Genomic DNA, 19240 nt, shown 5'->3' on the forward strand with positions numbered 1-19240 from the left:
GGGGCATACCGGGGCAGTGTAAATGCGTAACTTTGTCTCTGCTTTTTTCAATCGAGAGACGAACGATTCAATGACCAAACTGATCAAGGACATCGTGCCGCTCGGCGCAGGCATCGGCGAATTCACGAAGCTCGACTTCGGGATGGACGAAAGCGACTGGCGCGCGGCCGAAGGCAAGAGCGGCAACTACCTCATCGGCTGGTGGGAGGGCAGGGTTGGCGCGGTGGAGTTCCCGGCAACCGCGGCGGACGAAGCGGTGTGGCTCGTCGAGGGCCGGATCGCGCTGACCGACGTCGAAGGCAACCGCAAGGAATTCGCGCCGGGCCAGGGCTACCTGCTGCCGGCCGGCTTCGCGGGCCGCTGGGAGACGCTCGAGGACGCAAAGAAGTTCTACGTGCTGCTCGAGAAGTCGTAAGGTGAGCCGCCGCCGCCGCCGCCGCCGCCGGCGCGTCGCCGTCAGGCTGACGCGCGCCTGCCGGCGGTGACGTTGTCGAGCGCCCGTACGCGACGCGCGTCGCGTGTCGGCTGGCGGGACGCATCGCGGCTCGCGGTGCCGGCGCCGACCGTCGCGGTCGGTGAATTCGGCGAATTCAGCGAATTCGGCACGCCGCGCACGCACTGGATGCGTGGGCCGGAATCACGCGGGATGGCTGGGGTCATGGACATGGAACGCAACGAAGCAACACACGCCGCACCGGCCAACGCGCACGCCGCGCGTCGCGCGCCGGTCGCACTGAGCGCCGCCGAGGCGCTCGAGCATACGAAGCTGTTCCCGTACTGGCTCGACAATCCGGCCGCGCCGGCGGCGGAGCCGGAACTCATCGGCGACGTGACGGCCGACCTGTTGATCGTCGGCGGCGGCTTCACCGGGCTGTGGGCGGCCGTGCAGGCGAAGGAACAGATGCCGCATCTGAACGTGGTGCTGATCGAGGCCGGCAAGGTCGCGCACGGCGCGTCGGGTCGCGCGGGCGGGATCATCTCGACGTCGGTGATGCACGGCCTGCCGAACGCGGTACGCGTGTTCCCGAACGACATCGCACAGCTCGAGGCATTCGGCCATCACAACCTCGACGGTTTCGAGGAAACGCTGAAGCGCTACGACATCGACGCCGACATCGAATGGAACGGCGAGATGACGGTCGCGGTGGACCCCGGGCACCTCGCGCGCCTGACGGGCGACTACGACCTGCATCGCGAATACGGGCACGACGTCGTGCTGCTCGACCGCGACGAAACGCTCGCGCAACTGAATTCGCCGCTGTTCGCGGGCGCGCTGTGGTCGCGCAACCGCAGCGGCATCGTGCATCCGGCGAAGCTCGCATGGGGGCTCAAGCGCGCGGCGCTGCGGCTCGGCGTGACGCTGTACGAGCACACGCCGCTCACGACCGTGACCGACGAAGGCAGCACGGTCTACGCGAAGACGCCGAAGGGCAGCGTGCGCGCGCCGCGTGTCGTGTTCGGCAGCGGCACCGCGAAGGTCGGCATCGCCGACATCAACCGCCGCGTGATGCAGGTGCGCGACCACGTGCTCGCGACCGAGCCGCTCACCGACGAACAGCTCGCGCGGATCGGCTGGAAGAATCGCCAGGGCGTGTACGACACGCGTACGCAGCTCAACTATTTCCGGCTGACGAAGCACAACAACATCATCTTCGGCGGGCTGGTCAGCTATCACTTCGACGGCGATCCCGAACCGCACCAGGACGGCCAGCGCGACACCTACACGCGGCTCGCGCAGGCGTTCTACCGGACCTTCCCGCAACTGGGCGACGTGCGGTTCTCGCACGCATGGGGCGGGCCGATCGACTATTGCTCGCGCGGCTCGGTGTTCGCGAAGCGCTATCTCGGCGACAAGGCCGTATTCGTCGCCGGCTATACGGGCTTCGGCGTCGCGGCAAGCCGGTTCGGCGCGTTCATGGGGTTGAACATCCTGTTCGATCGCGACAGCCCCGAGCGCACGCTCGACATCGCGAATCAGGGCCCGAGCTACATCCCGCCCGAGCCGATGCGCTGGGTCGCCGCGAAGATCACGTTCCATGCGTTCGACGGCGCGGATGCCGAAGGCGGCTGGAAGCGCGCATGGATCAACGGGATCAAGGCGATGGGCTTCCCGATGTAAGCGCAGGGCGAGGACGAACGACGGGTATGGCGCGCGCCGCTGCCGATGACGGCGCGCGTCCGGTCAACTCCATCGGCGAACGCGCAGCGGCTTGACGCATGTTTTCGAATACCACCGATCTCGATCTCCGGCTCATCCGGGTCTTTCTGGCCGTCGTCGATGCGCGCGGCATCACGGCCGCCGAGGCCTCGCTCGGCGTGCGGCAGTCGACGATCAGCACGCAGCTTTCCGCGCTGGAAGCGCGCGTCGGCTTCAAGCTGTGCGACCGCGGCCGCGGCGGCTTTCGGCTGACGTCGAAGGGCGAACGCTTCGCGGCCACCGCGCGCACGCTGGTCGCGGCGACGTCGGAGTTCGTCGCGCGCGTGCGCGACATCGACCGCAAGCTGGTCGGCACGCTGTCGATCGGACTGATCGGGCAGGCGCCGCTGGTCGAGAACGCACGCGTTGCCGACGCGATCGGCGCGTTCCGCAAGCGCGACCAGGCCGTCACGTTCTCGATGAAGGTCGCGTCGCCGCAGGCACTCGAGGAAGGGCTCGTCAACAACCGGCTCGATTGCGCGATCGGGTATTTCTGGCATCGCGTGCCGGGGCTCGACTACACGCCGTTGTTTACCGAGGAACAGGTGATCTACTGCGGCCGCGGCCATCCGCTGTTCCATGCGTCGCAGCCGGTGTCGGTGGACGACCTGCAGGCGCACGACTGGGTGTGGCGCACGTATCCGGTGCCGGAGGAACAGTATCCGCTGCCGGAGCGGCGCGTGACCGCGAGCGCGGACAGCATCGAGGCCGCGACGATCCTGATCCTGTCGGGCGGCCATCTCGGCTATCTGCCCGCGCATTACGCGGAGCCGTTCGAGCAGCGCGGGCTCGTGAAGGCCGTCGGTCGCGCGACGTTCAGCTTCGACGTGCCGCTGCATCTGGCGATGAAGCGCAACGCGAGCGGCAAGCCGATCGTCGATGCGTTCCGCGAGGACTTGCTGCGCGCGTTCAACGTCAAGACGGACGCGCTGGCGGCGTAGCGCAGGCCGCCTGCGGGACGCTCACGCGTCGATGCGCTCGACCTTGCCGACCAGCAGCCCGCGCGACAGGCTGCCCGCGAGCGCCATCGCGGCGATATACGTGATCGCGCGCGAGAAGTCCGCGCCGTCCCTATTGACGGGATGTCGCGCGCTCAATATGTGGGAAGCGTGGCGACCGGATTACGCGCTGGCGCTGTCGTCGCGATACCCGTTCTTGCCGTCGAAGATTTCCTTCAGCGCGGCGCGCAGCACGACGGGGTCATGTTCGCCCGGCGTGAGATGGATCACGTAATGCGTATGGCCGTCGAGCCGCGCGGCGGTACGCTCGTCGAGTTCGACGTCGAGCGTGTCGCCCGTGAGGCGCACCGTCAGATCCTTGACGTTCGCGGTGAGCTGGTCGAGCACCATCACCTCGATCGTCGGTTCCTCCGGAAAGCGCAGCAGCGAGAAGCAATAGTTTTGCGCCGCGTCGTGGCAATAGATGTTCGCGAAGGTTTCATCGTCGTCGATGTCGGACGTGGCCGCGCCGACGGTGGCGTGTAGTTCCATGTTGTTTCTCTCGATGGGGTGGGGGGGTATCGGGGCGGGCGGGCCGGCTTGCGTTTCAGTCGCGCAGGGCTTCCGCACGAAGCCGGCAGGTTCAGCACACTCGGCGCATCCCGAGCATTCAGCGCGTCAACGTCACGAACAGATAGCCGGCATACCCGGCCCCGTTCGCAAGCAATGCCCAGATCGCGAGCCCGCGCGCACGCGCATTGACGCGCAGCCAGGCCGCCGCCGCGAGCGTGATGATCACGCCCGTCAGCACTTCGGGGCGCGGCTCCCACGGCGTCAGCATGATGCCGATCGCCGGCAGCAGCGTGCCCTGGAACACCATCGCGCCGGTGATGTTGCCGAACGCGAGCGTGTCCTTCTGGCGGCGGATCCACAGCACGCTGTTGACCTTCTCCGGCAGCTCCGTCGCGATCGGCACGATGATCAGCGACAGCAGCAGCGCGGAAATGCCGAGCAGGTGCGACACGCCTTCGACGCCGTGAATGAAGCCCTTCGCGCCGCCGACGAGCAGCGCGACGCCGAGCGCGAGTTGCAGCGCGATGGTCGCGAGATTGGTCGGCAGCCCGACGCGCGACAGGAACATCGCATGCGGCGCTTCGGTACCGTGTCCGGCATCGACGAGCTGCGTCGACGCGCGGAACGTCATCACGACATACAGCACGTAGATGCCGACCAGCATCGCGGCGAGCAGCGCGCGGACCGCCCACACGTGATGCGGGACGAACATCGCGACGGTGGCGAGCGCGAATGCGGCGAGGAAGTAGTTCAGGTCGCGCACGAAGCCGGTTCGTTCGGGCGCGATCGTGCCGGTCAGGCCGCGCGAGCGGATCACGGCGAGCGTCATCAGGAAGGTGGTCAGCGTCGCGAGCATCAGCGGCGCGCCGAGAATCGCGCCGACGCCGATCTCCTCGTTCACGGCCGCATTCGACGTGCCGCCCGCGAGCGCGAGCAGCGGCACCATCGTTTCGGGGAGTGCGGTGCCGACGGCCGCGAACAGCGAACCGGTGACGCCTTCGGAAATCTTCAATCGTTCGCCGAGATGTTCGAGCGCATTGGTGAAGAGCTCGGCGGCGATCAGGATGACGATCAGCATGAACGCCAGTTCGACGAGCATGAACGTCATGCGGCACCTCCGCAGGCGGGCTTGCGCGCGGTAGTGAAACGGATGAAACGCGAAGGGAAGGCAAGGAGGAACATGGGGGCTCCGTGGTCGGACGTGGACGAACCATGACGCATCTGCCGACGTCCGACCTGGAACGGCGCGATGCGTCCATGGTCTCGCCAGACCGATTCGGCCGAACGCGCCACGGCCGCAGGCCGAGTGTGTTGACGCGTTCGCTTTCCGGGGCAGGAAAGCAGGCTACTCCCCAAAGACGAAGGGCAGTCTAGCCGAGCCGGCGGCTTTCGGCAAGCTTGTGCGGTCAAACCCTTTCATCCGGAAAGGAATGATGCGTTGCCCCGAACGGGCATGTCGGACCGGGAAGCAATCGGCGTGCGCGGCGGCGTCATCTCCATGTCACGGAGCATGGGTCGGGAAGGACAGCGCGAAGGTCGTGCGGCCGTCGCGGCTCGTGACCTCGATCTTGCCGCGGTGCAGTTCGACGATCGACTTGACGATCGCGAGCCCGAGCCCGGCATTGCGCGCGGCGCCGTGTCGCGACGAATCGATCCGGTAGAAGCGCTCGAAGATCCGCTCGATCTGCTCGGGCGGAATCGCCGCGCCGCGATTCGTGACTTCGACGACCGTGTCGCCGGCGTGCGCCGACACGGCCAGCTCGATCGTCGATCCGGCTTCCGCGTGTTGGAGCGCGTTCGACGCGAGGTTGCTGACGGCGCGCCGGAACAGCATCGCGTCCGCGATGACCGGCGCGTCGCCGTGCACGGCGAGATGCACGCCGGCTTCGTCGGCCAGCGCCTGGAAATACGACGCGAGCCGGCGCAGCTCGTTGCCCGCGTCGAGTTCGGCGGTCTTCAGGTGTTGCCGCGCATTGTCGGTGCGCGCGAGAAACAGCATGTTCTCGATCATCCGCTGCAGTCGCTCGCATTCCTCGATGTTCGAATCGATCAGCGCTTCGTATTCGTCGGTGGTGCGGGCGCGCGACAGCGTGACCTGCGACGAGCTGATCACGTTCGCGAGCGGCGTGCGCATGTCGTGCGCGAGATCGGACGAGAACTGCGACAGCCGCACGAACGCGCGCTCGAGCCGGTCGAGCATCCGGTTCACCGACGTGGCGAGCTCATGCAGTTCGACCGGGCCGCCCCGCGCANCAGGTTGTGCGCCTCGATGCGCGACGTCTGCCGGCCGAGGCTTTCGACCGGACGCAGCCCCCGCGATGCGACCGCGTAGCCGAGCGCGCCGACCAGCAGCGCGCCGAGGGCGGCCGCGAGCCAGATGTCCACGCGATAGCTTTCCAGCAGCGACTGGCGATCGGTCGCCGTACGCGCCAGCGCGACCTGGATGGTTTCGCCCGACGGCAGCGTGGCGCGCGCACGCACGCAGCGCGACGTGCCGATGCCGGGCGGCGAGCAGGTGAACGGGCTGGCGCCCGCGACGGCGGCCGGCTGCGGCTTCGCGATTACCGACGCGAGCGTGTTGCCGGTTTCGTCGGTGTGTTCGACGAGCGGGCGATTCGCGCCGTCGTAGATGCCGAGATAGACGCCGGGATGCGACAGCAGCACTTCATGGAACACGGCCGGATCGGCGCGCAACGCAGCCGTCGAGCCGCTCGCGTGCGCGAGCTGCAGGAACTGGTTGAGCTTGCCGGCGATCTCGATGTCGTCGCGCCGGATCAGCTCGGCGGACAGCGAGCGATACAGGTAGGCGCCGGTCAGCGCGAACACGAGCGCGGCGACGGCGGCGAACGCGAGGGTCAGGCGCCGGAGCAGCGAATACGGCGCGGGGCCGCCGCTCACGCGCGATCCTCGAGCACGTAGCCCATGCCGCGAATCGTATGGATCAGCTTCTTCTCGTACGCGTTGTCGAGCTTCGCACGCAAGCGCTTGATCGCCGCATCGACGACGTTCGTGTCGCTGTCGAAATTCATGTCCCAGATCTGCGACGTGATGAAGGTGCGCGTGAGCACCTCGCCCTCGCGTTCCGCGAGCAGTTGCAGCAGCGCGAACTCCTGCGCGGTGAGGTCGATGCGGTGCTCGGCGCGCCGTACACGGCGCTTGATCAGGTCGACCTCGAGATCGGCGACCTGCAGGATCTCGCGCGCGCTGCGCGGCGCGCGTCGCAGCAGCGAGCGGATGCGGGCGAGGAATTCCGCATACGCGAACGGCTTGAGCAGATAATCGTCGGCGCCGAGTTCGAGCCCGGCGACCTTGTCCTCGACCGCCTCGCGGGCCGTGAGCAGCAGCACGGGCGTCTGCTTCTGCGCGCGCAGCCGCCGGAGCACCTCGAAGCCGTCCAGCTCGGGCAGCATCACGTCGAGCACGACGAGATCGAAATCCTCGTGCAGCGCGAGGAACAGCCCGTCCTTGCCGTTCTCGGCCACGTCGACCGTGTAGCTCGCCTCCGTCAGCCCCTTGCGGAGGTACGACGCCATCTTGGGTTCGTCTTCGACTATCAGTATCCGCATGGTGGAGCAGGCCGTTCGTGATTCCAGCCGGTCAGTGTAACGCGTGAGCTTACGGCGCCGCGCGTGCGCGAAAGATGACCGGCGGATGACGGAATTGTCATCCGGCATGCCGGCGATGCAGCGCCGGCGTTTCGTGAAAATCCGGTCATGTTTCGACCATGTCGTCGTCACGCCGGTGGCGATAAGCTGCGGCCGTCCTGTGTCCCGAGCGCGCCGTCGCGGCGTCGCTCCCGTTCATCCGGTCTCCGCAAACCGTGCCGGCGCGCATTCGACGTGCGCCGCGCGACTCACGACGAGAAACACCCATGCGATTGATCATTGCGGCGCTGCTTGGCGCGGCGGCGCTCGTGCCGTCGCTCGCGCCCGCGCAAGCGAACTTTCCCGATCCGGCCGATGCCGCCGCGCCGGTGCCGGACGTCACCGTGACGTCCGCGTTCGACGGCTACGCGTCGTATCGGGACGATGCCGGCCCGGGCTGGAAACAACTGAACCGGGACGTGATGGAACGGCCCGCGAAGGGGTGGGCGACCGGAAGCGCGAAGTCCGGACACGCGATGCCCGGAAGCGCGGCGGGCGGCGCAGCCCATTCGATACACGGCGGGGGCGCGCAATGACGAGGCTTGCGATGTCACCGCGAATCGGCGCGGCCGCGCTCGTGCTGGCCTTCCTCGCCGGCTGCACGACGTTCTCGCGGAACGGCGGCTTCGACGCCGTGTCGTCCGCCGCATCGGAGCGCATCGGGAAGGACGCCGTCATCGTCAGGACCGACGCCGACCGCGAAGCCGTGGACACGCGGACGAAGGAACTGCTCGCGAAACCGCTGTCGATGGACGACGCGGTGCAGCTCGCGCTGCTGAACAACCGCGGCCTGCAGGCGTCGTATGCCGAACTCGGGCTGTCGGAGGCCGACCTCGTGCAGGCCGGCCGGCTGCCGAACCCGCGCTTCTCGTTCAGCCGCACGCGCGCCGGCGACGGCGAGCTGGGCCTCGGCCGCACGTTCTCGGCCAATGTCTTCGCGCTGCTGACGCTGCCGCTCGCGACGAACATCGAACGCCGCCGCTTCGAGCAGACCAGGCTCGAAACCGCCGATGCGATGCTGAAGGTCGCGGCCGACGCGCGACGCGCATATGTCGAGGCCGTCGCCGCGGAACAGGCCGCGAACTATGCGCGGCAGGTGCGCGACGCCGCGAGCGCCGCCGCCGAGCTCGCGCTGCGCATGCGGCAGGCCGGCAACTTCAGCCGGCTCGATTACGCACGCGAACAGGCGTTCCATGCGGATGCGGTCGCACAGCAGGCGAAGGCGGATCACCAGGCCGTGGCCGCGCGCGAGAAGCTCACGCGTGCGATGGGGCTGTGGGGCGAGCGCGCGCGGTACGCGTTGCCCGAGCGCCTGCCCGACCTGCCGAAGGCGCGCCCCGACCTGCCCGATCTGGAACGCTACGCGATGGGCAACCGCCTCGACATCCAGGCCGCGAAGCTGCAGACGCAGGGCGTCGCGGCCTCGCTCGGGCTCAGCAAGGCGACGCGCTTCGTCAACGCGGTCGATCTCGGCTACGTGAACAACTACGAGACCGACAAGGGGCGCGAGCGTGGTTACGAGATCAGTGTCGAGATCCCGCTGTTCGACTGGGGCGGCGCGAAGGTCGCACGGGCCGAGGCCATCTACATGCAGTCGGCGAACCGGCTCGCGCAGACGGCGATCGACGCGCGCTCCGACGTGCGCGCATCGTACGCGGCGTACGTGACGAGCTACGACGTCGCGAAACACTATCGCGACGAAGTCGTGCCGCTGCGCAAGACGATCGCCGACGAATTGCTGCTGCGGTACAACGGGATGCTCGCGAGCGTGTTCGAACTGCTAACCGATGCGCGCGAGCAGGCCGGTGCGGTCAATGGTTACATCGATGCGTTGAAGGACTACTGGCTCGCCGAAACCGATCTGCAGATGGCCGTCGGCGGCCGGCTACCGACCATGCAGCCCATGCAGCCCATGCAGCCCATGCAGCCCATGCAGCCCGCGGCTGCTCCCGCCGCATCCCCGCCCGACGCTGCGCCGCAGCCGGCTTCCTCTCCCGCGGCGCAACCGGCGCCCGCCACGCATTCCGAAGGGGATTGACATGGTGTCCCGTCGACAATTTCTCAGCGGCTCGGGTGCCGCGCTGCTCGGTGCGGCGATGGTCAGCAAGGCCGGCGCCGCGTCGCTGCCCGAAGCGCCCACGATGGCGCGAGCCGGCACGCAACCGCCGCTCGTGCCGTCCAACGGCCGCCCGTACACGCCGGTCGCGACGCTGAACGGCTGGACGCTGCCGTGGCGGATGAAGAACGGCTGGAAGGAGTTCCACCTGACGGCCGAACCCGTCGTGCGCGAGATGGCGCCCGGCATGAACGCGAACCTGTGGGGCTACAACGGCCAGTCGCCGGGCCCGACCATCGAGGCGGTCGAAGGCGACAAGGTCCGCATTTTCGTGACCAACCGGCTGCCCGAGCACACGACGATCCACTGGCACGGGTTGCGGCTGCCGAACGGGATGGACGGCGTCGGCGGCCTCACGCAGCCGCACATTCCGCCCGGCAAGACCTTCGTCTACGAGTTCCAGCTGGAGGCGCACGGTACATTCATGTATCACCCGCACGCCGACGAGATGGTGCAGATGGCGATGGGAATGATGGGCATGTTCATCGTGCACCCGAGGAGTCGCGCGACGATGCCGGTCGATCGCGACTTCGTGTTCCTGCTCGCGGCGTACGACATCGATCCCGGCAGCTACACGCCGCGCGTGAACGAGATGACGGACTTCAACATGTGGACCTTCAACTCGCGCGTGTTTCCGGGCATCGACCCGCTGCCGGTGCGCGCCGGCGATCGCGTGCGGATTCGTTTCGGCAACCTGACGATGACGAATCATCCGATCCACCTGCATGGCTACAGCTTCGAGGTCGCCGGCACCGACGGCGGCTGGATTCCGCCGGCGGCGCGCTGGCCGGAGGTGACGGCCGACGTCGCGGTCGGCCAGATGCGCGCGATCGAGTTCACTGCCGATCGTCCCGGCGACTGGGCGTTCCATTGCCACAAGTCGCATCACACGATGAATGCGATGGGCCACCAGGTGCCGAACCTGATCGGCGTGCCGCAGAAGGATCTCGCGAAGCGCATCGGCAAGCTCGTGCCCGACTACATGGCGATGGGCAGCACCGGCGGCGCGATGGGCGGCATGGAGATGCCGCTGCCCGACAACACGCTGCCGATGATGACGGGCACCGGCCCGTTCGGGCCGCTGGAAATGGGCGGCATGTTCACGGTACTGAAGGTGCGGCAGGGGCTCGGCCGCAACGACTACCGCGATCCGGGCTGGTTCCGGCATCCGAAGGGCACCGTCGCGTACGAATACACCGGCGAACTGACGGACGGTTGAGCCGCAGGCAGCATGCGGCGGCCGCGACGATATGGCCGCCGGTTCGATTTCACTCACTCTGGATGGAGCAGGCACGATGAAGAAGGCATTGGTTTCGATTGCAACGGGTTGCGCGCTGATGTTCTCGGCCGCGTCGTACGCGGCCGGCGACATGGCAGGCATGGACATGAGCGGCACCGCGAAGCAGGGCGCCGATGCACGGCGCGAGATGTCGCACGGCGAGATCCGCAAGGTCGACACGGCCGCGGGCAAGCTGACGATCAAGCACGGCCCGCTGGAGAACCTCGGGATGGAGGCGATGACGATGGTGTTCAAGGTCAGGGATCCGGCGATGCTGTCGCAGGTCAAGTCAGGCGACAAGATCGACTTCGTCGCCGAGGACGTGGACGGCGCGTTGACCGTCGTCGAATTGAAGAAGCCGTGATGGCGGGGCAGACCATGCACACGAAGATCACGAGGCTCACGCGGTTCGTCCGTTGCGTCGCGACTGGCGCGCTGATCGCCGCCGCGCCGGTTGCCGCCTTGGCGCACGGCAAGCTCGAAAGCGCGACGCCCGCGACCGGCAGCACGGTCGACACCGCGCCCGACACGTTGCGCCTCACCTTCAACGAAGATCTCGAACCCGCGTTCAGTTCGGTGAAGGTGTCGGACGCGAACGGCAGTCCCGTCGCACACGAGAAGGCGAGGGTCGACCCATCGGCACCGCGCGCGATGACCGTCGCGATGCCGAAGCTCGCACCGGGCGCGTACACCGTGCAGTGGGTGGCGATGACGGCCGACGCGCATCGCACCAAGGGCACCTATACGTTCAAGGTGAAAGGGTGAACGAAGGCTTCGTCGGCATGCTGCGGCTGGCGGCGGTCGCGATCCAGAACGCCGGGTTCGCCGTCGTCGTCGGCACGCTGCTCGGCAGCCAGTGGCTCGCGTGCGGCGCGTCGGCGTGGCAGCGCGACATCGCACGGCGGTTCGTCGCGACGTTGCGCGGTGCATCCGTCGTGTCGCTGCTCGCGAGCGTCACCGCGTTCTGGGCGCACTGCGCGTTGATGAGCGAAGCGCCGCTGCTCGAAGCGGGGCCGGCCGTGCGTGCGATGCTTGCCGGCACGGGGTTCGGCCATGCGTGGCTGGCCGGCGCCGCGTTCATGCTCGCGGTCGCGATCCTGTCGTTCGTGCGGCAGGCGGGCGATCAGCGCGTTCCGTTTGCGATGTGGGCGGCGCTCGCGTGCGTCGCGCTGGCGCGCAGCAACGGCGGGCATCCGGTCGACGCCGGGCTGTTCAGCGTGCCGGTGTGGGTCGACTGGTTGCATCTGCTCGCGATCAGCGCGTGGGTCGGACTCGTGCTGGTGACGGCATTCGGCGTGATGCCGCGGCTTGTCGCGATGCCGGCGGACGAACGCACGACCGGCGCGTCGTTCGTGCAGGCGCTGTCCGACGTGTCGACGGTTGCGCTGGCCGTGCTGTTCGCGACCGGCGCATACAACGGGTGGCGCGGTGTCGACACGCCGGACAACCTGCTCGCGTCGACGTATGGACAGATCCTGCTGCTCAAGCTCGCGCTCGTGCTGATCGCGGCGGCGCTCGGCGGACACAACCGGTTCTTCGGGATGTCGAAACTACTGGCCGCGCTGAAGGATCCGGCGGCGGCGGTGCCTGCGATCGCGTTGCGCCGGTTCGGCACGGTGCTGCGGATCGAGGCGGTCGTGCTTGCCGGCGTGCTGATGGCCGCGGCGGTGCTCGTGTCGAGCGCGTTGCCGGGGACAGTCTAGCGTCGCGGTCGGCCGGCGAAGCCGACTTCGGGAAATCGTCGGAACGGGCCCCTCTTTTATCCGACGGTTTCCCGCTTTCCGGCCGCGAGCGCGTGGTCGATCGGCACGACACAGGGTAATACTGAAAATTACATGCGCCTGTCTGTTTATTACCAAAAACTGTCATTAAGCGCCGCTAAGCTTTCGCCACCCTCACAACCGGGATTCCCCGTCATGCGCTCGACAATCCGCCTGTTTGCCCCGCTATTGCTGCTGCCCACGCTGGCCGCACCGGTCCTCGCCGCCACCGCCGCGCCCGTCAGCCCGAACTGCGGCGGCAGCACGACGCTGATCGCCGACATCCAGGGGCTGGGCGCGCCGTCGCCGCTCGCCGGCCAGAACGTATCGATCGAAGCGGTCGTCACCGCCGATTTCGGCGGCACGGACGGCTTCGGCGGCTTCTTCGTCCAGCAGGCCGACGCGCAGCGCCGCAACCAGCCGGGCGTGTCAGAAGGCCTGTTCGTCTATGCGCCGAAAGCGCGCGCGAAGGCGGGCGATCTCGTGCACGTGACGGGCAAGGTCGAGGAGAAATACGGGCAGACGCAGCTGACGCTGTCGGGCGCGATCGCGGTGTGCGCGAACAGCCAGACGGTCAGGCCGGCGACGCTCACGCTACCGGTCGACAACCCGGGCGCATTCGCCGCGTATGAAGGGATGCTGGTGCGCCTGCCGCAGACGCTGAACGTCACCGACAACTACGAACTCGGCCGCTACGGCAGCGTGATGCTGAGCAACGGCCGCCTGCGCACGCCGACGAGCGTGGTGCCGCCGTCGCAGGCGCAGACGCAGATCGATGCGAACGCACGCAACCGGCTGATTCTCGACGACGGCTCGAACAAGCAGAACCCGGCGAGCGTCCCGTATCCGGCGCCGCAACTGTCGGCCGCGAACACGCTGCGTTCGGGCGACACGGTGCGCGACGTCGAAGGCGTGCTCGAGGTGCGTTACGGCGCATGGCGCGTGCAGCCGCTGCCGGGCGCGGCCGCACCAGTGTTCGACACGCGGGCGAACCCGCGCACCCCTGCGCCGGCGCGCGACCCGAAATCGAACCTGCGCGTCGCGTCGTTCAACGTCCTGAACTACTTCAACGGCAACGGGCTCGGCGGCGGCTTCGACGATCCGAACAACCGCGGCGCGAAGAACTACCAGGAATTCCAGCGTCAGGAAGCGAAGATCGTCAGCGCGCTGAAGGCGCTGAACGCCGACGTGATCGGCCTGATGGAAATCCAGAACAACGGCTACGGCGAACTGAGCGCGGTGCGTCAGCTCGCGGCGAAGCTCGGCAGCCACTGGCGCGTCGTCGATCCGGGCGCGTCGCGCCTCGGCGGCGACGCGATCGCGGTCGCGATGATCTACGACAGCCGCGCGGTCGAACCGGTCGGCCGCGCGTCGACGCTCGCGATCGACGACAAGAACCGCCAGCCGCTCGCGCAGTCGTTCCGGCGCATCGGCGGCAAGCAGGCGCTGACGATCGCGGTCAACCACCTGAAGTCGAAGAACTGCCCGGACGCGGCGAACGACGACCTCGACCAGGGCGATGGCCAGGGCTGCTGGAACCCGACGCGCACCCGCGCGGCCGCGAAGCTGGCCGACTGGCTCGCCGGCACGCCGACGGGCGTTGCGGGGCAGGGCACGCTGCTGATCGGCGACTTCAACAGCTACACGTATGAAGACCCGATCCGCCTGCTCGAAGCGCGCGGTTATCGCAACCTGGTGTCGCGCTGGATCGGCGCCGACGCGTACAGCTACGTGTACAACGGCGAAGCCGGCTACCTCGATCACGCGCTCGCGTCGCTGCCGCTCGCGTCGCACGTGAAGGCCGTGCACGAATGGCACATCAACGCGGACGAGCCGCTCGCGCTGCAGTACACGCTCGCGTACAAGTCGGCCGAGCAGCAGAAGACGTACTACGCGCCGGACGCGTATCGCTCGTCGGATCACGATCCGGTGCTGATCGATATCGCGCTGCCGGGCGGCGCGCGCTGATCGCCGAGCCGAGTATTTGGAAGTACGGCGTGCGGCACCCGCCGCACGTCTGTCCGCGAATGATCGCTTCTCCGCGATGAATACGCACCGCTTGCGTATCAATGCGCGTTTCATGCATTCCGCGATGTCGGTCAAATATCGGGTAAATAATTCCGTGCATATCCGATAAATCATCGAAATCGGTATTTTGTGGATGGTTTCGGTCTTTATTCAAATAATCGCTCTAATCGATTTGGAATAATTAAAATGAAAGAAAAATCCTGTCGATATGAAGGGTTTTCGCGTGCGACTTCAATGCCGGGGGAACACCACGGAACATGTGCGAAACAGACGCCGTTCCGGGAAAAATGATCCATGCAATGCGCCGAATTCGAACAATCGTTTTTCTTTCAAATGCCAGACACTGATCGCCGTTCGCATCATTAGAGATTTTTTAATATCGGAATGATCTTTGACAACGCGGCGCAGCACCGCCTATTTTTGTCATGTCGTAAATTTCGGTAATAAAAAAGTCGTCGAAACTGCAAGGGGGCGGCGTTCTCGCATCATTCTCCGCCAGCAGTTTGCTGTGTCTGTATCACGTTCAGTCTCTCGAAGAAGTCCAATCCCCAACCGTCGTCTGCCGGCCGTGCAACGCGAGTGGCGGGTAAGCCTGCGCGTTTTTCGTCGGCGATGGCGGCCTGTGTGTGAAGCGATATCCGACCCAACACAAGGACAGAGGCATGAAACCAGACAGGAGCAGTACCGGCAGCCGCCGCGAACGTCGCGGCCGGCTGGCCGGGCTCGGTGCATTGACCGTGGTGACGCTCGTGCTCGCGGGCTGCGGCGGCGACGATTCGTCGTCGGTCGGCGCGTCGAGCCTCGCGCAGAGCACCGCCAGCCAGCAGGCCAGCGCGCAGGCAGCCGCCAATCAGGCGTCGGCCGCGAACCAGCCTTACGTCGACAACGTCGCCTATTCGATGAACGCGACCGACGGCCTCGCGGCCGCGCAGGTGTCGGAGAAGGCGGCGGTGATGCATTACCCGTGGAAATCCGGCGGCACGACGGTCAACTACACGACGACCACCGGCCACCTGACCGCGCAGGACGCGAACGGCAACGCGGAAGCGTCGATGTCGTACGTCGCGTACACCGCGCCGAGCATGACCGGCAAGCCGCGCCCCGTCACGTTCGTCTATAACGGCGGCCCCGGCTCGTCGTCGATCTGGCTGCGGCTCGGCTCGTTCGCGCCGACGCGCGTCGCCACGCCCGATCCGCTGTTCGGCAACAACTGGCCGAACTATCCGCTCGTCGACAACGCGGAAAGCCTGATCGACACGACCGACCTCGTGTTCATCGACCCGCCGGGCACCGGGCTGTCGGAAGCCGTGTTGCCGAACACGAACCAGAAGTACTGGGGTTCCGACGCGGACGTCAACATCATGCGCGACTTCATCCAGCGCTACCTGAACGTGAACGGCCGCGGCACGTCGCCGATCTATCTGTACGGCGAATCGTACGGCACGCCGCGTACCGACATGCTCGCGCTGGCGCTCGAATCGGCCGGCGTGCATCTGACCGGCATCGTGCTGCAGTCGGCGATCCTGAACTACTTCGCGGATGCGACGGAAGCGGTGGCGATCACGCAGTCGACCGAAGGGCTGCTGCTCGACACCGATACCGTGGCAGGCTATCTGCCTGGCTATGCGGCGGTCGCGGCGTACTTCAACCAGGTGTCGCCGGCACCGGTCAATCCCTATTTGTATGCACTGCAGACCGAGTTGTTCACGACGCTGATCTACAACCAGCTGCAGCAGTACTCGCAGTCGTGGGTGCTGAGCCAGCTCGGCATTCCGGATGCGCTGGGCACGCCGGTGTTCCCGAGCGATGCGACGCTGAAGCTGTGGTCGATCCCGTCGAGTCTGACGCAGCAGGCGCTGAGCGGCTACTTCAACGCGAATCCGTTCGGCACGAGCCTGCTGCCCGGCACGACGATCGGCCGCTACGACGGACGCGTGTCGTTGCCGAACTCGGATCCGCGGCTGCAGACGGACGGCGATCCGTCGGACATCCTGATCGCGCAGCCGTTCACGAACGCGCTCGCGACGCAGATGCCCGACTACCTCGGCTACACCGCGCCGAATGCAACCTACCTGCCGCTGAACGACAACATCATCCAGGTGTGGGACTTCTCGCATGACGGCCAGCCGATGCCCGACACGATCCCCGATCTGCTCGGCGCGCTGCAGCTCAATCCGAAGCTGCACGTGCTCGCGGAAAACGGCCTTCACGATCTGGCGACGCCGTTCTTCAACACCGAGAAGCAGCTCGCGCGGCTGCAGACGGTGAAGGGCCTGAATCCGAAGCTGCAGGTGAACTTCTTCCAGGGCGGGCACATGACGTATCTGGACGACGTCGCGCGGCCGCAGATGAAGCGCGACCTGACGACGTTCTACAAGGGGGCGCGGATTCCGACGGCGCTGACGCTGAAGACCCTGCCGCCGCCGTGGCCGGACGAGAATCCGGCCGGCACGCCGACCGGCAGCGTGCCGGGCGCGACCGCCGCGACGACGCTGGCGGCCGCACCGTAACCGACGGACTCCTTGCGAAAAGGAACCCTCCATTTCATCCATTGAACGCGAGTGATCATGTCCCTAATCAATTTGATGCGGCGTATGTCTCCGTTGATCGTCCTCGGTGCCGCGATGAGCAGCGCCCATGCACTGCCGCCGCAGGCGGTGGCGCCGGTGAAGCTGCCGCACGGCGGGCACGGCGTCGACGGTCCGTTCTTTCCTTCGACCCGCGTGGCGCCGGTGCTGCCATCGACCGGCGCGACGCTGCAGCAGCAGGCGCAGAAGCGCGTCGATGCCCGGCTCGGCGGCAATACCGTGCTGAGCAATGGCGCGGCCGTGACGAAAGCGCAGGCGCAGAGCAGCGGGCTGGGGTTCGTGTCGAAGCACTTCGACGAGATCGATGCGAAACACACCGGTCGCGTGACGATGAGCGACGTGCGGCAGTTCATCCAGCAGCAGCAGGTGCAGGCGCAGCAGGAACAGCAGGAGTAAGGGGGTAGCGAGGTCGTACCCGGGAGGGGCCGGTGCCGGTTGGGTACCGGTCGCTCGACCGTGGTGACGACTTGTTTTCGACCTGCCGCGGCGCACGTTTCGGCCGCGCCGCGGCGTTCTTTACGGGCTCGCTTCGGCACGCACAACATCGACCCGAGTCAACGCGCCGCGCGCGGCGCTCAGGCTTCCCGGTGCGCGTAACGCCGCGACGACGTGGACCGCTGGTTCCCGCAGGCCGAAGCGTTCCGCGTGTTGCGCCGCAGCAGTGGACCCCGAAGGCCATTTCTGCAACGATCATCTTCGGACGCTGTTCGGCTGAGCGGTGTGTGGTTGGAGATCCGAAGTCGAAGGCACCGCAGCGATGCGGGCCTTCGATTTTTTTTGTCCGGTGCGCCGCGCGATGCGTCCTAGCGGAATGTCGCAATCCTTCTATCTGAACGAATTTCCGTCTGCTGGAATGGCAATGCCGAATCACCGTTCAGCCGGCATCGCGGGGCGGCATGGTTGTCGACGCCATCGGGCGCCGGTCAGGCGCTCGACTTCGCGGGTCCGGGGCAAGTCCGGCCTACCAAGGGTCAATCCATCACTCTCTTTTGATCAATCATCATGTTCAATCGCTCTACCAGCACCGTCGCCAACGTCGATCCGGAACTCTGGACTGCCATTCAGGACGAGAACCGCCGGCAGGAAGATCACATCGAGCTGATCGCGTCGGAAAACTACACGAGCCCGGCCGTGATGGCCGCGCAGGGCTCGCAGCTCACGAACAAGTACGCGGAAGGGTATCCGGGCAAGCGCTACTACGGCGGCTGTGAATACGTCGACGTGGTCGAGCAGCTGGCGATCGATCGCGTGAAGCAGCTGTTCGGCGCGGAAGCGGCGAACGTGCAGCCGAACTCGGGTTCGCAGGCGAACCAGGGTGTGTTCTTCGCAATGCTCAAGCCGGGCGACACGATCATGGGCATGAGCCTCGCGCACGGCGGTCACCTGACGCACGGCTCGCCGGTCAACATGTCGGGCAAGTGGTTCAACGTCGTCAGCTATGGCCTGAACGAGCAGGAAGACATCGACTACGACGCTGCCGAGAAGCTGGCGAACGAGCACAAGCCGAAGCTGATCGTCGCGGGTGCATCGGCATTTGCGCTGAAGATCGATTTCGAGCGTCTGGCGAAGATCGCGAAGTCGGTCGGCGCGTACCTGATGGTCGACATGGCCCACTACGCCGGCCTGATCGCGGCAGGCGTGTACCCGAACCCGGTGCCGCACGCGGACTTCGTGACGACGACGACACACAAGAGCCTGCGCGGCCCGCGCGGCGGCGTGATCCTGATGAAGGCCGAGTACGAGAAGCAGATCAACTCGGCGATCTTCCCGGGCATCCAGGGCGGCCCGCTGATGCACGTGATCGCCGGCAAGGCAGTGGCATTCAAGGAAGCGCTGTCGCCGGAGTTCAAGGCATATCAGCAGAAGGTGGTCGAGAACGCACGCGTGCTGGCTGAAACGCTGGTCAAGCGCGGCCTGCGCATCGTGTCGGGCCGTACGGAAAGCCACGTGATGCTGGTGGACCTGCGCGCGAAGAAGATCACGGGCAAGGCAGCGGAAGCGGCGCTCGGTGCGGCGCACATCACGGTGAACAAGAACGCGATCCCGAACGATCCGGAAAAGCCGTTCGTGACGAGCGGTATCCGCCTGGGTTCGCCGGCGATGACGACGCGCGGCTT

General features: G+C 66.7%; 17 protein-coding genes, 1 pseudogene and 1 riboswitch. Of the genes and pseudogenes, 13 read left to right on the forward strand and 5 right to left on the reverse strand.

Annotated features, from left to right (window positions below):
- The first annotated feature begins 70 nt into the window (after positions 1–70).
- The 3 genes from ACTJKF_RS27370 (at position 71) to ACTJKF_RS27380 (ending at position 3138) form a co-directional block, all read left to right on the forward strand.
- Positions 71–415: a cupin domain-containing protein gene (locus tag ACTJKF_RS27370; protein WP_440627779.1), complete on the forward strand. Its 345-nt coding sequence runs from the start codon at positions 71–73 to the stop codon at positions 413–415.
- A 243-nt stretch (positions 416–658) separates the two neighbouring features.
- Entirely contained in the window at positions 659–2119 is a 1461-nt protein-coding gene (locus ACTJKF_RS27375) for an NAD(P)/FAD-dependent oxidoreductase (protein ID WP_440627814.1), read from the forward strand.
- A gap of 98 nt (positions 2120–2217) precedes the next feature.
- The gene (locus tag ACTJKF_RS27380; RefSeq protein WP_440627781.1) at positions 2218–3138 is read left to right on the forward strand and encodes a LysR family transcriptional regulator; all 921 of its coding nucleotides are present in this window, start codon (positions 2218–2220) and stop codon (positions 3136–3138) included.
- A gap of 21 nt (positions 3139–3159) precedes the next feature.
- Here ACTJKF_RS27380 and ACTJKF_RS27385 read toward each other — a convergent pair whose 3' ends face one another.
- The 5 genes and pseudogenes from ACTJKF_RS27385 to ACTJKF_RS27405 all read right to left on the reverse strand — a co-directional run bounded on the left by ACTJKF_RS27385 (position 3160) and on the right by ACTJKF_RS27405 (position 7274).
- Positions 3160–3294 carry a hypothetical protein gene (locus ACTJKF_RS27385; RefSeq protein ID WP_440627816.1) on the reverse strand — a complete coding sequence of 45 codons (135 nt, stop codon included), beginning with the start codon at positions 3292–3294 and terminating at the stop codon, positions 3160–3162.
- A gap of 24 nt (positions 3295–3318) precedes the next feature.
- Complete coding sequence (locus tag ACTJKF_RS27390; protein ID WP_440627783.1) at positions 3319–3687, reverse strand: hypothetical protein; 369 nt, start codon at positions 3685–3687, stop codon at positions 3319–3321.
- A 118-nt stretch (positions 3688–3805) separates the two neighbouring features.
- Positions 3806–4816, reverse strand: coding sequence for a sodium:calcium antiporter (locus ACTJKF_RS27395; protein WP_440627785.1), 1011 nt, complete (start codon positions 4814–4816; stop codon positions 3806–3808).
- Positions 4817–4937: 121 nt separating this feature from the next.
- Positions 4938–5074, reverse strand: a riboswitch (yybP-ykoY riboswitch).
- Positions 5075–5209: 135 nt separating this feature from the next.
- A pseudogene (locus ACTJKF_RS27400) lies at positions 5210–6606 on the reverse strand (heavy metal sensor histidine kinase).
- Positions 6603–7274 (reverse strand): heavy metal response regulator transcription factor, encoded by a 672-nt coding sequence (locus ACTJKF_RS27405; RefSeq protein WP_440627787.1) that lies wholly within the window; start codon positions 7272–7274, stop codon positions 6603–6605. Before ACTJKF_RS27405 ends, ACTJKF_RS27400 begins: the two are co-directional and overlap by 4 nt.
- 305 nt (positions 7275–7579) lie before the next feature.
- On the opposite strand from ACTJKF_RS27405, the gene ACTJKF_RS27410 reads away from it, so the two are divergent.
- From ACTJKF_RS27410 to glyA, 10 genes are all read left to right on the forward strand, one after another.
- Positions 7580–7888, forward strand: coding sequence for a hypothetical protein (locus ACTJKF_RS27410; RefSeq protein WP_440627789.1), 309 nt, complete (start codon positions 7580–7582; stop codon positions 7886–7888).
- Positions 7885–9390, forward strand: a complete 1506-nt coding sequence (locus ACTJKF_RS27415; protein WP_440627791.1) for a TolC family protein — start codon at positions 7885–7887, stop codon at positions 9388–9390. The genes ACTJKF_RS27410 and ACTJKF_RS27415 overlap by 4 nt, the downstream gene beginning before the upstream one ends.
- A gap of 1 nt (position 9391) precedes the next feature.
- Positions 9392–10687 carry a multicopper oxidase family protein gene (locus ACTJKF_RS27420; RefSeq protein ID WP_440627793.1) on the forward strand — a complete coding sequence of 432 codons (1296 nt, stop codon included), beginning with the start codon at positions 9392–9394 and terminating at the stop codon, positions 10685–10687.
- Between the two features lie 76 nt (positions 10688–10763).
- Positions 10764–11111, forward strand: a complete 348-nt coding sequence (locus ACTJKF_RS27425; protein ID WP_440627795.1) for a copper-binding protein — start codon at positions 10764–10766, stop codon at positions 11109–11111.
- A gap of 14 nt (positions 11112–11125) precedes the next feature.
- Complete coding sequence (gene copC / locus ACTJKF_RS27430; protein ID WP_440627796.1) at positions 11126–11512, forward strand: copper homeostasis periplasmic binding protein CopC; 387 nt, start codon at positions 11126–11128, stop codon at positions 11510–11512.
- Positions 11509–12450, forward strand: coding sequence for a CopD family protein (locus ACTJKF_RS27435; protein WP_440627798.1), 942 nt, complete (start codon positions 11509–11511; stop codon positions 12448–12450). The genes copC and ACTJKF_RS27435 overlap by 4 nt, the downstream gene beginning before the upstream one ends.
- A gap of 213 nt (positions 12451–12663) precedes the next feature.
- A complete protein-coding gene (locus tag ACTJKF_RS27440; RefSeq protein WP_440627800.1) occupies positions 12664–14475 on the forward strand; it encodes an ExeM/NucH family extracellular endonuclease in 1812 nt (603 codons plus the stop codon).
- 722 nt (positions 14476–15197) lie between these two features.
- A complete protein-coding gene (locus ACTJKF_RS27445) occupies positions 15198–17045 on the forward strand; it encodes a S10 family serine carboxypeptidase-like protein (RefSeq protein ID WP_440627802.1) in 1848 nt (615 codons plus the stop codon).
- An 84-nt stretch (positions 17046–17129) separates the two neighbouring features.
- The gene (locus tag ACTJKF_RS27450) at positions 17130–17519 is read left to right on the forward strand and encodes a 2-oxoglutarate dehydrogenase (RefSeq protein ID WP_440627803.1); all 390 of its coding nucleotides are present in this window, start codon (positions 17130–17132) and stop codon (positions 17517–17519) included.
- A 606-nt stretch (positions 17520–18125) separates the two neighbouring features.
- Positions 18126–19240 (forward strand): serine hydroxymethyltransferase (gene glyA, locus ACTJKF_RS27455; protein ID WP_440627805.1); only part of this gene is annotated, 1115 nt, incomplete at its 3' end.

This window comes from Burkholderia sp. 22313 (assembly GCF_052045245.1).
Lineage (GTDB): Bacteria > Pseudomonadota > Gammaproteobacteria > Burkholderiales > Burkholderiaceae > Burkholderia.

Bases quoted from the DNA above. Each gene is read 5' to 3' on its own strand.
- ACTJKF_RS27370 (WP_440627779.1), top strand. From the start codon at position 71: ATGACCAAACTGATCAAGGACATCGTGCCGCTCGGCGCAGGCATCGGC.
- ACTJKF_RS27375 (WP_440627814.1), top strand. From the start codon at position 659: ATGGACATGGAACGCAACGAAGCAACACACGCCGCACCGGCCAACGCG.
- ACTJKF_RS27380 (WP_440627781.1), top strand. From the start codon at position 2,218: ATGTTTTCGAATACCACCGATCTCGATCTCCGGCTCATCCGGGTCTTT.
- ACTJKF_RS27390 (WP_440627783.1), bottom strand. From the start codon at position 3,687: ATGGAACTACACGCCACCGTCGGCGCGGCCACGTCCGACATCGACGAC.
- ACTJKF_RS27395 (WP_440627785.1), bottom strand. From the start codon at position 4,816: ATGACGTTCATGCTCGTCGAACTGGCGTTCATGCTGATCGTCATCCTG.
- ACTJKF_RS27405 (WP_440627787.1), bottom strand. From the start codon at position 7,274: ATGCGGATACTGATAGTCGAAGACGAACCCAAGATGGCGTCGTACCTC.
- ACTJKF_RS27410 (WP_440627789.1), top strand. From the start codon at position 7,580: ATGCGATTGATCATTGCGGCGCTGCTTGGCGCGGCGGCGCTCGTGCCG.
- ACTJKF_RS27415 (WP_440627791.1), top strand. From the start codon at position 7,885: ATGACGAGGCTTGCGATGTCACCGCGAATCGGCGCGGCCGCGCTCGTG.
- ACTJKF_RS27420 (WP_440627793.1), top strand. From the start codon at position 9,392: ATGGTGTCCCGTCGACAATTTCTCAGCGGCTCGGGTGCCGCGCTGCTC.
- ACTJKF_RS27425 (WP_440627795.1), top strand. From the start codon at position 10,764: ATGAAGAAGGCATTGGTTTCGATTGCAACGGGTTGCGCGCTGATGTTC.
- copC (WP_440627796.1), top strand. From the start codon at position 11,126: ATGCACACGAAGATCACGAGGCTCACGCGGTTCGTCCGTTGCGTCGCG.
- ACTJKF_RS27440 (WP_440627800.1), top strand. From the start codon at position 12,664: ATGCGCTCGACAATCCGCCTGTTTGCCCCGCTATTGCTGCTGCCCACG.
- ACTJKF_RS27445 (WP_440627802.1), top strand. From the start codon at position 15,198: ATGAAACCAGACAGGAGCAGTACCGGCAGCCGCCGCGAACGTCGCGGC.
- ACTJKF_RS27450 (WP_440627803.1), top strand. From the start codon at position 17,130: ATGTCTCCGTTGATCGTCCTCGGTGCCGCGATGAGCAGCGCCCATGCA.